Origin of the sequence: Streptosporangium becharense (assembly GCF_014204985.1) — a bacterium.
In the GTDB taxonomy this organism is placed as follows: domain Bacteria; phylum Actinomycetota; class Actinomycetes; order Streptosporangiales; family Streptosporangiaceae; genus Streptosporangium; species Streptosporangium becharense.
Window position 1 is genome coordinate 4257106 of sequence record NZ_JACHMP010000001.1, and the last position, 12639, is coordinate 4269744.

A 12639-nucleotide genomic window follows, 5' to 3' on the forward strand; every position below is an offset into this window, starting at 1 on the left:
GACCACCGAGCAGCGATCACGCCGCGAGCAGGTGAGGATGCGAGCAGCCGGCCGCTTCGCCGAAGGCGTAAGCGATGCCCGGGTCGCGCGGGAGTTTCGGGTGTCGCGGATGCCGGCCGATCGGTCATCACCGGCTTCACCGCCAAGACTGACCTGGACTTCCAACCCCCGTGACCCCGGCCCTCAAGCCTCTCCGGTGCTCCAACGCGAATTGTTGCGTTGGAGTGCCTTGGCCGCCATGAGGTCGGTCAGCTCGGCGGTACGACCTCGATGATGACGTTGCCGATCTTCTGCCCGGTTTCGACATAACGATAGGCGTCGACGATCCGGTCCAACGGGTACTGTCGGTCGATGACCGGCCTGAACTGCCCGTTCTCGATCAGCTCCCGAAGGTGTCCTACCATCTCCCGGTCGTTCCGCGGGATGGGGAACTTCACCTTTTTGCCGCCGAGCAACGGCGTGACCAGCGGCAGGACCAGGTTCTGCCACCAGGGCCCCAAGTCGGAGGACAGGTACGCCCCACCGGGTTTCAGCAGCCGCTTACAGCGGCCGAATGTGCTCTTGCCGACCGCGTCGAACACCGCGTCGTAGGTCTGTGTGTCCCTGGTGAAATCCTGAGCCGTGTAGTCGACGACCCGGTCGGCGCCCAGGCTCCGCACCAGCTCCACGTTCGCCGTGTCACATACCGCGGTCACCGTGACACCAAGGCTCTTCAGCAGTTGCACCGCCGCCGAGCCGATGGCACCGGTCGCCCCATGGACGAGGACGTCCTGCCCAGCCCGGATCCCGGCCGTCCTGATGAACGAGAGCGCGTAATGCGAGCCTTCGGTGCCGGGAGCGGCCTCGGCGAAGGTCGTGCCCGCCGGCATGGTCGCGATCATGCCGTCTTCGGGAACCGACAGATACTCGGCGTGCGCTCCGAACGCACCCTCGTTGTACCCGAACACCCGCTCGCCCACGGCGAATGACGTGACGCCGCCGCCGACCGCCTCCACCACTCCCGCGAACTCGGTTCCGAGGACCCTGCGCCGCGGCCGGGTGAGGCCGGTGGCCATCCGCACGAAGAAGGGCCTCGCCGCCCGGTAGGCACAGTCCGTTCGGTTCACCGTCGTCGCGTGCACCCTGACCAGAACGTCCTTGTTCCCGACCGGGGGCTCATCCACCTCGGCGACCCGAACCACATCCGGCGGGCCGTACCTGAAATGAACCGCTGCCCTCATAGACGGACCCCACTATTCAGCTGGCACCGGGCACTCACGTGTTATCGACACAGTGTCGACCCATACGTCGAAGAAAAGATCGTAGTGGCCGAAATCCCCGGCGTCGTCGCGCGCGCTGAGAGTGAGCTTGTGCGTCCAGCGCGGAATCTGTTTCGGATCGTCGGGCCTGGTCCTGGCCGGCTGCCTCGGCGGCCCTGAATCACCCACCTGATCCCAGGGGATCCGCAGGCTCTGGCCAGGATAGGGATCGTCACCCATCCCGAAGACGTCGCCCATGACGAACCCGAAGGCGAAGGCCAGGGTGTCCCGGAACCACGTCTCCTCTGTGACCGACTCGGCGGGAAGCCCGGTGAGTGCGCCGAGAAGCTGCCCGCCTTTCTGCGCTATCTGATCGGCGAGATTCCGCGCGACGGCGTCCACATCGGCGAAGTCGTCGTGCTCGATGAGTGCCCCGATGACGACCACGTCCTGGATCGGGCCCTCGTACAGCAACTGGTCGGTCGTCCAGATCCGCGAACCGCGCTTGCCCATGCTCAGGGTCCCGTCGCCGCCCGGGAAGGAGTGGGTCTTCAGCGCACTGTTGCCGGGTCCGATGAGTCCGACGACCCCGTATACCTCGTCTTCGCCTTCCTGGCGTGACACGCATTCCAGTCCCACGAAGTTGACCTTCATCACCTTGTTGGTCAGAACGTGACACCGGCCGTGATGCTTCACTGTTATCTTTCCCGACCGGAAGTCGGCTTCCCAGTGGTCGCCGTTCTTGCGCACGACCAGTTTGGGAGCCCTGGGCAGGCCGAGTGAGCTTCTCGGCCCGCCTTCCGCATTCCAGACGGCTTTGATCGCGCGCTCGGCCGTGATCTTTTCCATCGCCTCGGCGATTCCGCCGTGTTCGACCACCGGATTAGGCTTGGGAATGCGGATATGGGGATCCGCCGGCTCCCTGAATCTGTTGATATCCCAGTCTCGTGGGGGCATCGCTCGCTCCGTCGGGGGTGAGAAGCAGAACAGGGGCGAAGCTCTGAGGACGCCCGCGGTAGAGTGCGGCGCCACTGGGGAGAATCTCAAAAGATCGCGTGCGGGCATCGGCCGGTGGGCCGTCAATCCGCCGACCGGCGCGTTCCCGGCTGAGAAATACAGGCAGCATCATCACATGCGGCGTCGGGTTTTTCCAGTGGGCCCTCTGGATTTTCTTCGCCGTGCATCCGGTCCAGGAATCCGCCGACCGTATTCTCTTGATGCGGAGGCTCCATATGAGCGGTTACCGCCTGCCGGTGACTTTCTGGCTCAAGGGATGTGCCGGACATCACCGGCCTGATGCTCGTCCGGGCGTTCAGGGGTGCGTGATGACCGCTCGCGGGCCACTCCGTTCGGACCCGTTGAACACCGTGCGCGGCATGGCGGTCGTACTTCTCGAACCTGTCCGGCACGATCGACCGTGTCGCGGTCGATCGGGACGCGGCCGGCATCGTCGAAAACGCCGTCGGTGCCGACCTGGCAGGTGACGGGTTCACGGAGGTCGAGGTGTTCGACGAATGCGTGCCGCCGGTGAGCCACACGTGTTCCCCTCTTCCCGCGATTCGGTGTCGCGTCAGTCCGGCGGGGTCGCCGTCGCAAGGAGCCTGGACGGGCGGCGGGCCGCGGGCGTTCACGCTTGGTCATGGTGAATTGCTCGGTCTTTTGGGAACGAGGATTTTCGCAGACCGCCGTTCCTCGCGAGGTTTCCGGACAATAGCATTCGTTGAATGAAACGGGCGGTTGTCGCTGTTCTCGTAATGATCGCGGTGGGCGTCGTCATCGGCGGTGTCGCCGCCCTGGGTGTCGTGAACGCCGGGACCGCCGTGCTGGAGAGTCTTTTCGGCTGGCTGATGCTTCCGCACTCGGGCTTCCGCGGATAGATCCATGACGGCGGGGGCCCGCATTCGGACCTCCGGCACTTCACGGGCCGGTCCCGGAAGCCCACGGCGCGGGAGGTCCGGCTCGTCAGGCTCGGGGAACCACGGGCCGGCTCCGGAAGCCCACGGCGGCGCCGGTCATGAGTCGGCCGGGACATGCCGGGCGAAGCACCGTCGCCAGGGACGTGTCGCCCGGTCGGCCTCTGCCGGAGGCCGAAGTGTGCCCGGTCACGCCGTGCTTTCCCGGCTGCCTTCTGAGCCGTGTCCCACCACGGCCAGCGCCAGGTCACGTACGCCTTTCCGGATCCGCTCGTCGCCCAGTTCGCCGCGGAGCGCGGCGACGGATTCGGCGCCGAGCGGGGCGAGCAGGGCGTGGGCGAGGCAGTCGGCATCGGAGGCGGGACGCGCCAGGGCCAGCAGGACGGCGACGTGCCGGTGCCAGAACCGGTAGGCGCCGATCCGGTAGCGCGCGCCGGGGGCCGCGGTCTCGGAGACGCGTACGAGGTCGAGATGGCCGAGCAGGTAGTCCAGGTACGCGTCCACGAAGGCCGCCAGCCGTTCCGCCGGGGGTGCCCCGGGACCGAGCGGGGGCGGACCGGACAGGATGCGTCCCTGCAGCTCCCTTTCGCGCTCGTCGAGCAGTGCCGCTGCGAGCCCGGACCGGTCACCGAAGCGCCGGAAGAGGGTGCCCTTGCCGACCCCGGCCTCGGCGGCGACGGCGTCCATCGAGACGTTGTCGACCCCCTTCTCCCGGAACAGCCGGGCCGCCGCGGCCAGCACCTTCTCCCGGTTCCGCGCCGCGTCGGCCCGCTCCCGGGGCGGTTGCCCGCGCAGGATCTGCAGCACCTCGCTTGACGAAGCGGACTGCGGTCCATTAAGTTCTGAATCGTTCACGAAACGGACTGTAGTCCATTTAGTTGGGAGGGTGCAATGACCGCACTCATCAGCCGCGACGAGCTCAGGGCCGCCATCGACGCGGGAACCGTCGTCGTGGTGGACGCCCTGGGCGGCGAGTACTACAAGCAGCAGCACCTGCCGGGAGCGGTCGCCCTGGTGGCCGACGAGGTGGCCGAACGGGCCGCGGAGGTGCTCCCCGGCGACCGGGACGCGGCGATCGTCACCTACTGCTCCAACCCGGCCTGCGGGAACAGCGAGGCGGTGGCCCAGCGGCTCTACCGGCTCGGCTACACCAACGTCCGCAAGTACCGCGAGGGCATCCAGGACTGGGTCGAGGCGGGGCTCCCCGTCGAGTCCGGTCTGCCCGCCGGCCGCTGACGGCCGTGCTCGCCGAACGGCTCGGGCACGGGCTCTCCTGCGGTGCCCGAGCCTCGGTGAGCGGGCCCTGGCGAGTGAACCCCGGTGCCCGAGCCTCGGTGAGCGGGCCCGGTGAGCGGATCCCGGCGAGCGGGTCCGCAGCGCGAGACGCCTCCCCACCCCTGGACGGGGCGTCCGAACCCGGGTGCTTGAATGCTCGGAGGCCGGATACTCGCGACGGAGAACTGGAGTGCAGCTCATGCCCGACATGTCATATCGCCGGCTCGGCCGGTCCGGGCTGGTCGTCTCGGCCGTCGGCCTGGGTGCCAACAACTTCGGCCGCCGGATCGACCTCGACGCGACGCGGGCGGTGGTGGACGCCGCCTTCGACGCCGGAATCACCCTGATCGACACCGCCGACATCTACGGCGAGTCGGAGGAGTTCCTGGGGGAGGTGCTGCGAGGACGGCGGGACGAGATCGTCCTGGCCACCAAGTTCGGTGGGAACACCGGCGGGGCCAACGGCCCCGACTGGGACGTCCGTACCTCCCGCCGGTATGTCCGCAAGGCGGTCGAGCGGTCGCTGCGGCGTCTGCGCACGGACTGGATCGATCTCTACCAGGTCCATTTCCCGGACCCGGCCACGCCGGTCGAGGAGACCCTGGCGACCCTGTCGGACCTGGTGCGTGAGGGCAAGGTCCGGTACATCGGCTCGTCCAACTTCGCCGGCTGGCAGGTCGCCGACGCCGACTGGATCGCCCGGACCAGGGGCTACGAGCGCTTCGTCAGCGCGCAGAACGAGTACAGCCTGCTGAACCGGCAGGTGGAGCGGGAGCTGATGCCCGCCCTGACCCACTACGGCGTCGGCCTGCTGCCGTACTTCCCGCTGGCCAACGGGCTGTTGACCGGCAAGTACCGGCGCGACGCCACGGCACCGGAGGGCAGCCGCCTGGCGGGGCGCCCCGAATACCTCACCGACGCCCGCTTCGACATCGTGGAGCGGCTCGCGGAGTTCGCCGGGCGGCAGGGCGTCGGCCTGCTCGACGTCGCGATCGGCGGGCTCCTCGCGCGACCGGAGGTGAGCTCAGTGATCGCCGGTGCGACGAAACCGGAGCAGATCAAGGCCAACGTCGTCGCGGGCACCTGGCGGCCCGACGCGGAGGCGCTCGCCGAACTCGACCGGATCACGTCCCGCCCGAGCTGAGGACCACCGGTGACCCGTGCCCGGTGGCGGGCCCGTGCTCGGTGGTGGGTTCGTGCTCGATGGCGGGCCCGTGAGCGGTGGCGGGACCGTGCCTGGTGGCGCGGCCCGTGCCTGGTGGCGCGGCCCGTGCCCGGTGGCGCGGCCCGTGAGTGGCGGCGCGGTCCGTGCCCGGCGGCACGGCGTCCGCTGACGGGCGGCCCGGCTCATCCGCCACCGCATCGCCCGATCCTGACCACGCCTGCCGCCCCATCCCTGACCACGCCGCCCGGGCCTTCCGGGCGGCCGGGCATCCCGGTGGGTTTCGCCGGCCCGTACGGTGGCACGTTCACCGGCGTGGACGACGGGTGGGATCTGGTGATCATCGGCGGTGGCCCCGCGGGTTCCGCGGCGGCCCTGGGCGCCAAGCGGCTCCGGCCGGACGCGCGGGTGCTGCTGCTCGACCGGGCCGAGTTCCCCCGGGACAAGGCGTGCGGTGACGGCATCGCCGCCCACGGCCGTGACGAGCTCGCCCTGCTCGGCGTCCCCGACCTGGTCGCCGACTACCGGCCGACGCACCGTCTGTCGGTGGTCTCTCCCGGTGGTGCGCGCGTCTCCGCCGCCGTCGCCCGGCCCAACCACGTCGTCCCCCGCAAGGTCTTCGACGCCCGTCTCGTCCGCGCCGCCCGCGAGCGTGGCGTCGAGGTCCGGTGTCACCGCGTCCGCGAGCTCGCCGCCCGCGACGGTCACGTCGTCGTCGATGGCACCGTCACCGCTCGCGCCGTCGTCGCCGCGGACGGGGCCAACTCGACCGTACGGCGCCTCATCGGCCTCCCCCCTTCCCCGGACAGGCACACCGCGATCGCGGTCCGCGGTTACGCCGACGTGCCCGCCGGCGACGACGTCCAGCTCATCGCCATGCAGAGGGACGGGTGGCCCGCGTACGCCTGGTCGTTCCCGGTCGGCGACGGGACCGCCAACGTCGGGTTCGGCATGCTCCTTCCCCGGTTGCGCGCCGTGGGACTCCCCGGTCGCGAGGTGCTCCACGGCCGGCTGGCCGAACTCCTGCCCCACCTGCCCGCCCGTGACCTGCGTGCTCACCACCTGCCCCTGTCACCTGGCCGGCCGAGACCCGGTGCCGGCCGGGTGATGCTCGCCGGTGACGCGGCCGGCCTCGTCAACCCGCTCACCGGTGAGGGCATCTACTACGCCCTGGTCTCCGGCCGGCTCGCCGGTGAGGCCGCCGTGGGGGCGCCCGGCGACCCGCTGTCCGCCTACCGGCGCGCTCTGACGAAGGCGCTCGGCCGCCACCTCCGCACCACCGACGTGCTCGCCCGCGCCGCCCAGTCGCCCCGCTTCATCGACGCCGCGATCGCCACCGCCGCCCGGCGCAAGGACGTCTTCGACCTGCTCGTCGAGGTGGGGCTCGGCGCGGGGACGGTACCGCTGCCGCTGGCGGGCGCCGTGGTCCGCCGGTGGTTCCTGAACGCCGTCCGGGGCGGACGGTTCTGACCCGCTCTGACCCGCACGTCCCGGGGACCCGGGGGACCGGCGGCCGTCCACCGGTCTCAGGCCGGGGTGACGAAGGCGCCGGCGCGGGCGGCGGCCAGGGCGGTGGCGGCGGCGCGGTCGGCGACCGTCTCGTCCACCGGTTCGCCGCTGATGAACAGGCGGTAGTACAGCGGCGCCACGGCGGTCCGGACGACGTCCGCGGCGTCGGTGCCCTCGGGCAGTTCGCCGCGCGCGACGGCCCGCTCGACGATGGGGGCCGACTGGCGGTGGCGGGCGGCGAAGAAGTCGCGCAGCGCCTTCGCGACGACCGGATCGCGCATGGCGGCCGAGATGAAGGCGGTCGGAATGGAGCCTGTGGCGGGATCGGTGAAGCCGGTCAGCACCAGCCGTGTGAGCTCCCGCAGGTCCCCTTCGACCGTGCCGGTGTCGGGGACCGGCCACGGCTCGCCGCCCGCCAGGTCGAGCGCATCGGCGGCCAGTCCTTCCACGCTGCCCCAGCGCCGGTAGACCGTGGTCTTGTGCACGCCCGAGCGCCGGGCGACACTCTCCACCGTCAGCCCCTCGAAACCTTTCTCCCCCAGCTCGGCGAGGGTCGCCTCGCGCACCGCCTCGCGCACCCGCGCCGTACGTCCGCCGGGACGCAGGGTGCCGGCGGACACAGAGGACGTGGAAGAGGCGGAAGACGCCACGGTCACCTCTCGTTGCATGGGTTTCTCCCTGTCTGGCATACTCACCCTAAAGCAACTAAGTTGCATTTATAGCCGCCGATGGAAGAGGGCAGCAGCCGTGGGCCAGTCACCGGAGACCGCGACGACCCCTTCAGTCGACGTTCCGGAGGCACACCCTGTCCACCCAGCTCACCCTCAGAGAAGTCTCGAAGTCCTACGGTGACCGAGCGGTTCTTGACCGCGTCTCCTTCAGTGTCAGACCGGGGGAACGCCTCGGCGTCGTCGGGGAGAACGGCTCAGGCAAGTCGACACTGCTGCGTTTGATCGCCGGTGTCGAGCAACCGGACGAGGGCGAGGTCGTCACCGTCTCAGGTGACGGTGTCGGTCACCTCGGCCAGATCCTCGACCTGCCCGGCCACCACACCGTCCAGCAGGCCGTCGACGCCGCGCTCGCCGAGTTGCGTGCCATGGAACGCCGGATGCGTGAACTGGAGGCCGATCTCGCCACCGACGGGCCCGACGGCTGCGAGGCCCGGTGTGAAGACCGGTGTGAAGACCGGTGCGGGGCACGGCTCGCCGGACATGACCGGCTGCTCACCGAGTACGGTGACCTGCTCAGCGTGTACGAGGCTCGCGGTGGGTACGAGGCCGACGCCCGGATCGACAAGGCGATGCACGGCCTCGGTCTCGCGCACATCGGCCGGGATCGTCGCCTGGGGAGCCTCTCCGGCGGCGAACAGGCTCGGCTGGGGCTGGCCTGCCTGCTGGCCGCCGCACCGGAGGTCATGCTGCTGGACGAGCCGACCAACCACCTCGACGAGGCGGCGACGACCTGGCTGGAGGAGCGGCTGCGCGCACACCGGGGCACCGTGGTCGCGGTCTCGCACGACCGTGTCTTCCTGGACCGGGTCGCCACCGCGATCCTGGAGGTCGACAACGGCGCGGTCACCCGGTTCGGCGGCGGCTACACCGGCTTCCTGGCCGAGCAGGCGGCCGCCCGGCAGCGTTGGGAGCAGGCCTACGCCGACTGGGTGGAGGAAATCCGGCGGGTACGGGCGTTCGCAGCGACCACCGCGCACCGCGTCGCCCACGGCCGTCCCATGAAGGACGGCAACAAGATGGCCTACGACCGCGACGCGGGACGGGTGCAGAGCTCGATCGCCGGCCGCCTCCGCCAGGCACAGGAGCGGCTACGGCGTCTGGAGGAGGATCCCGTCCCCGAACCGCCCGAGCCGCTGCGCTTCCGGGGACTGTTCGAGCGCGGCACGGCCGACGGACCGGTGGCGGAGCTGCACGGCGTGCGGGTGGCGGACCGCCTCGCCGTCGACTCCTTCGGCATCGGGCAGGGGCGGCGGCTGCTGGTTCACGGTCCCAACGGAGCGGGAAAGTCGACCTTCCTGCGGGTCCTCGCCGGCGAACTGGAGCCGGACCGGGGGAGCGTACGGCGTCGCGGACGGATCGGCCACCTGCCGCAGGAGATCACCTTCACCCGGCCCGAGCGGACCGTCCTCGACACGTTCGCCGAGGGCCGCCCCGGTGATGCTGAGGAACACCGGGCGAGCCTGACCTCGCTGGGGCTCTTCCGCGCGGACACCCTCCATGCCCGGGTCGGCACGCTCTCGGTCGGTCAGTGCCGCCGGCTCGCCCTGGCCAGGCTGCTGACCGCCGAGGCCGACCTGCTGCTGCTGGACGAGCCGACCAATCACCTCTCGCTCAAGCTCGTCGAGGAGCTGGAGGAGGCCCTCGGCGCCTACCGGGGTGCCCTCGTCGTCGTCTCACACGACCGGGCGACGAGGTCCCGCTTCGCCGGCGCCCAGGTCGAGATGCGCGACGGCCGCCTGCTCTGAGCCGCCGGAGCGCCCGTCCGCGCGCCTCCGGCTTCCCCGCTTTCCCCCTTTCCAGGAAGGACACCGCGATGTCGGACGACCTGATGGTCTCGATCCAGGAGTTTCCCGTCTCGGGCCCCGACGCCGGTCCGTACGGGATCACCGTGGGGCCGGACGACGCGTTGTGGTTCACCATGGTCCATCACGGTCTGATCGGCCGGATGACGCCCGGTGGCGACCTCACCTCGTACCGGTTGGACGGGGACTCCTCCGGTCCTTCCCTCATCACCACCGGTCCCGACGGGGCGTTGTGGTTCACCGAGTTCCGCGGCCACCGGATCGGCCGCGTCACGGTGGGCGGCGACGTCGGCTCGTTCACCCCGCCGACGCCGGAGGCCGGTCCGTACGGGATCACCGTGGGGCCGGACGGCGCGCTGTGGTTCACCGAGTCCGCCGTGGGCCAGATCGGCCGCGTCACGTCCGAGGGAACGGTCGTCGAGTTCACGCTCCCGGACCGGAGGTCTTTCCCATCCATGATCACTTGTGGTGCGGACGGCGGCCTGTGGTTCACCATGAACGCGGCCGACGCGATCGGCAGGATCGGGACGGACGGTGACATCGTGGTCCACCCGCTGCCGACCGGGGGTGCGGCCCCGGTGGGCATCGCCGCCGGTTCCGACGGCTCGGTATGGTTCGCCGAGATCGGCGCCGGTCAGATCGGACGCGTCCGGCCGGACGGGAAGATCGAGGAGTTCCCCCTCCCCGACCGCGCGGCCCGCCCGCACGCCGTCGCCGCCGATCCCCGGGGCGGTTGCTGGTTCACCGAGTGGGCCACCGGACATATCGGCCGGGTCACCCCGGAGGGTGGCGTCGAACGGTACGCGCTCCCCACCTCGTCGTCGGAGCCCCACGGCGTCACGGTGGCCCCGGACGGCGCCGTCTGGGCCGCGCTGGAGACGGGAGCGCTCGCGCGTCTCACTCTCCCGGCCCCGGGTGCCTCCCGCGGCCCGGTGGATCCGGCCGGAGAGGGCGTGTAACCGCCCGACCGGCTCCCGGGGACCGTCCACCCCGACGTCCGCGCATCTTCCGGGTGATCGCGGCGCGTCCTTTGGCGGCCCGCCGGTTTCCGGCAATCCGCGGGTTTCCGGCGGGCCGCGGGATGACGGTGGGCCGCTGTCAGAACAGCCAGCCGAGCAGGCCGCCGCCCCCGGAGTTCCCGCCCCCGGAGTTCCCGCCCCCACCCGTGTCCTGCGTCGGTGCCGGGGGGTCCGACGGTGCCGGCGGGGGTGCCTGGGTCGCGGGCGCCGTGGTCTGGGTGGGCGCCTCGTCCGTCGGCGAAGACGTGGACGCGGGCTCGTCGGAGGTCCACGGCTCGGGGTCCGGGCTCTTCCGGGAGTCGCCCACATGCCGCTGTTCCTCGCTGGGGCGGGGCCTTCGCGGAGTCTGCCGGGTCGCGGTCGGCCGCGATGGCGACGACGTCCGGGCACGGGGCGCCCGAACGGGGACGTTCTCCGGGGCGGCGGTGGGGGACGGGGTGACGGTCGGCGTCCTCGCCGACTGCCGGGCAGGACCGTCCGCGGGTGTCTCCGGAGAAGCGTCCGACAGGTCGGACGTCGAACACCGCACGCCCTGCGGGCACGTGTCGTCGGACGCCGAATCCATGGAGGAGGAGAGCACCCAGCCGCCCAGCACCCCCGCCGCCACGATGCCGCCGGCCATCGCCAGCAGTGTCCTGCCCCGGTTGCCGTCCCTGCCGTGGCGGCTTCTCCTACGGGATCCCGGGGTGTTTCGCCGGGCGGGTCCGGGGAGGTCGCGCGTCCGCTCACCGTTCTCGGCGGAACGCCCGTCCGCGATGTCACGTCCGCCGGTCTCCCGCCGGTCGTCCAGGTGGACGATCTGCCGGGACCCGTCCGGATGAACGATCTCCCGGGACCCGTCGACGTGGACGATCACTTTGGTCCCGCCGCTGCCGAGGGAGGTCTGACTCCACGTGTCGTCCATGGCCTGATCCCCGGGGGTATGGCTCCGGTCCCGGGCTTCGGGCCTCAGTCCCTCCGGTGCCGCGTGCCGGGCTTCGGGCCTCAGTCCCTCCGGTGCCGCGTGTCGGGCTTCGGGGGCCGGGCTCCAGTCCTTGGATCCGTGGTCCCAGCCGTCTGACAGGACATCGCCCTCCGGATCGGCTCCCGGGTGCGGAACGGGTACCGGCGGCCCGGTCCACTCACCGGGCCCCCCGTCGGATGCTCGCCGGATACCGTCGCGCCCCACGATGAACCTTTCTGATGTGAATCTTGGTCGGGCATCTTCCTAGCAGATTTCGCAGTGATATGTCCGAAAACTTCACTCGCATCAGGCATTAACGTGACTGAGCAGCTTATAGGAAGGCCGAAAGGCAATGCCGAGTCTCTCGGTTGATCCGGCCGACGACGGCCGAGGTGTGCGAGGGGCCCGGCGGCGCGGGACGGTGCGGGACGCGGCGTGGGGTACGGGCGTGGTGACAACCGTTGCCGGCGGTAAGCCGTCGTCCCGAGCGCGCATTCCCCTTCTCGCGGTGGTGTGAGCGGCGCCCGGTGGCGGCAAGAAAGACCGCGACCTCCGGGATGACCGGAACCTCTGGAAGAAGTATGACCCGCGGAGAGGACCGAAATCTCAAAGGAGGGGTACGAACCTCCCGGTAAGAGATGAACTCCCCAGGACCGGGATCAGGGCCTGCACCGGGATCAGGGCCAGGGCCGGAACCAGGACCAGGACCAGGACCAGGGCCGGGATCAGGGCCTGCACCGGGATCAGGGCCAGGGCCGGAACCAGGACCAGGACCAGGACCAGGGCCGGGATCAGGGCCTGCACCGGGATCAGGGCCAGGGCCGGAACCGGGACCGGACCGGAACCGGGACCGGACCTGGACCAGGACCGGAACCTGGACCCGGATCGACCGGGACTGGCGCCGAGGCTCCGCCCCGGTGTCGAGCAGGCGGGGAATCCGGTGAACGCGGACGGCCGGGTTCCCCGTCGTCGGCACTTGCGGGCGTGTCGTCGAGAAAGCCGGCGGAGGCGTCCGGCGCGCGGTCCGCCTTCCCGAGAAGTGGCTCC

12 protein-coding genes are annotated in these 12639 nt (G+C 70.9%); 6 read left to right on the top strand and 6 right to left on the bottom strand.

The genetic code is table 11. From position 1 onward, the window contains the following. Nucleotides 1-248 precede the first annotated feature (248 nt). Together F4562_RS18860 and F4562_RS18865 are read right to left on the bottom strand one after the other, a co-directional pair. On the bottom strand, nucleotides 249-1220 hold the full coding sequence (locus F4562_RS18860) for an NAD(P)-dependent alcohol dehydrogenase (protein WP_184542927.1): 972 nt from the start codon (nucleotides 1218-1220) through the stop codon (nucleotides 249-251). Nucleotides 1221-1232: 12 nt separating this feature from the next. Then, complete coding sequence (locus tag F4562_RS18865; protein WP_184542925.1) at nucleotides 1233-2195, bottom strand: hypothetical protein; 963 nt, start codon at nucleotides 2193-2195, stop codon at nucleotides 1233-1235. 767 nt (nucleotides 2196-2962) lie between these two features. Between F4562_RS18865 and F4562_RS18870 the strand changes: the two genes are divergently transcribed. Next, nucleotides 2963-3115 (top strand): hypothetical protein, encoded by a 153-nt coding sequence (locus F4562_RS18870; protein WP_184542923.1) that lies wholly within the window; start codon nucleotides 2963-2965, stop codon nucleotides 3113-3115. 225 nt (nucleotides 3116-3340) lie between these two features. On the opposite strand, the gene F4562_RS18875 is transcribed toward F4562_RS18870, so the two are convergent. Further along, nucleotides 3341-4006 carry a TetR/AcrR family transcriptional regulator gene (locus F4562_RS18875; protein ID WP_311734052.1) on the bottom strand — a complete coding sequence of 222 codons (666 nt, stop codon included), beginning with the start codon at nucleotides 4004-4006 and terminating at the stop codon, nucleotides 3341-3343. Between the two features lie 36 nt (nucleotides 4007-4042). On the opposite strand from F4562_RS18875, the gene F4562_RS18880 reads away from it, so the two are divergent. From F4562_RS18880 to F4562_RS18890, 3 genes are all read left to right on the top strand, one after another. Further along, nucleotides 4043-4387, top strand: coding sequence for a rhodanese-like domain-containing protein (locus F4562_RS18880; RefSeq protein ID WP_184542921.1), 345 nt, complete (start codon nucleotides 4043-4045; stop codon nucleotides 4385-4387). Nucleotides 4388-4625: 238 nt separating this feature from the next. Beyond that, nucleotides 4626-5570, top strand: coding sequence for an aldo/keto reductase (locus tag F4562_RS18885; protein WP_221207253.1), 945 nt, complete (start codon nucleotides 4626-4628; stop codon nucleotides 5568-5570). A gap of 333 nt (nucleotides 5571-5903) precedes the next feature. Further along, entirely contained in the window at nucleotides 5904-7058 is a 1155-nt protein-coding gene (locus F4562_RS18890) for an NAD(P)/FAD-dependent oxidoreductase (RefSeq protein ID WP_311734051.1), read from the top strand. A 56-nt stretch (nucleotides 7059-7114) separates the two neighbouring features. Here the strand turns inward: F4562_RS18890 and F4562_RS18895 are convergent, their stop codons facing one another. Continuing rightward, entirely contained in the window at nucleotides 7115-7717 is a 603-nt protein-coding gene (locus tag F4562_RS18895) for a TetR/AcrR family transcriptional regulator (protein ID WP_311734050.1), read from the bottom strand. Between the two features lie 185 nt (nucleotides 7718-7902). On the opposite strand from F4562_RS18895, the gene abc-f reads away from it, so the two are divergent. Then, nucleotides 7903-9573, top strand: coding sequence for a ribosomal protection-like ABC-F family protein (abc-f, locus tag F4562_RS18900; RefSeq protein ID WP_184543503.1), 1671 nt, complete (start codon nucleotides 7903-7905; stop codon nucleotides 9571-9573). 68 nt (nucleotides 9574-9641) lie between these two features. Then, nucleotides 9642-10589 (top strand): Vgb family protein, encoded by a 948-nt coding sequence (locus tag F4562_RS18905; protein WP_184542917.1) that lies wholly within the window; start codon nucleotides 9642-9644, stop codon nucleotides 10587-10589. A gap of 139 nt (nucleotides 10590-10728) precedes the next feature. Here the strand turns inward: F4562_RS18905 and F4562_RS18910 are convergent, their stop codons facing one another. Together F4562_RS18910 and F4562_RS18915 are read right to left on the bottom strand one after the other, a co-directional pair. Further along, the gene (locus F4562_RS18910; protein ID WP_184542915.1) at nucleotides 10729-11553 is read right to left on the bottom strand and encodes a T-complex 10 C-terminal domain-containing protein; all 825 of its coding nucleotides are present in this window, start codon (nucleotides 11551-11553) and stop codon (nucleotides 10729-10731) included. Between the two features lie 645 nt (nucleotides 11554-12198). Next, nucleotides 12199-12396, bottom strand: a complete 198-nt coding sequence (locus F4562_RS18915; protein ID WP_184854781.1) for a hypothetical protein — start codon at nucleotides 12394-12396, stop codon at nucleotides 12199-12201. Nucleotides 12397-12639: the final 243 nt, after the last annotated feature.

Coding starts and splice junctions, on each gene's coding strand:
- F4562_RS18885 (WP_221207253.1), top strand. CDS start 4,626: ATGCCCGACATGTCATATCGCCGGCTCGGCCGGTCCGGGCTGGTCGTC.
- F4562_RS18860 (WP_184542927.1), bottom strand. CDS start 1,220: ATGAGGGCAGCGGTTCATTTCAGGTACGGCCCGCCGGATGTGGTTCGG.
- F4562_RS18910 (WP_184542915.1), bottom strand. CDS start 11,553: ATGGACGACACGTGGAGTCAGACCTCCCTCGGCAGCGGCGGGACCAAA.
- F4562_RS18905 (WP_184542917.1), top strand. CDS start 9,642: ATGTCGGACGACCTGATGGTCTCGATCCAGGAGTTTCCCGTCTCGGGC.
- F4562_RS18865 (WP_184542925.1), bottom strand. CDS start 2,195: ATGCCCCCACGAGACTGGGATATCAACAGATTCAGGGAGCCGGCGGAT.
- F4562_RS18870 (WP_184542923.1), top strand. CDS start 2,963: ATGAAACGGGCGGTTGTCGCTGTTCTCGTAATGATCGCGGTGGGCGTC.
- F4562_RS18880 (WP_184542921.1), top strand. CDS start 4,043: ATGACCGCACTCATCAGCCGCGACGAGCTCAGGGCCGCCATCGACGCG.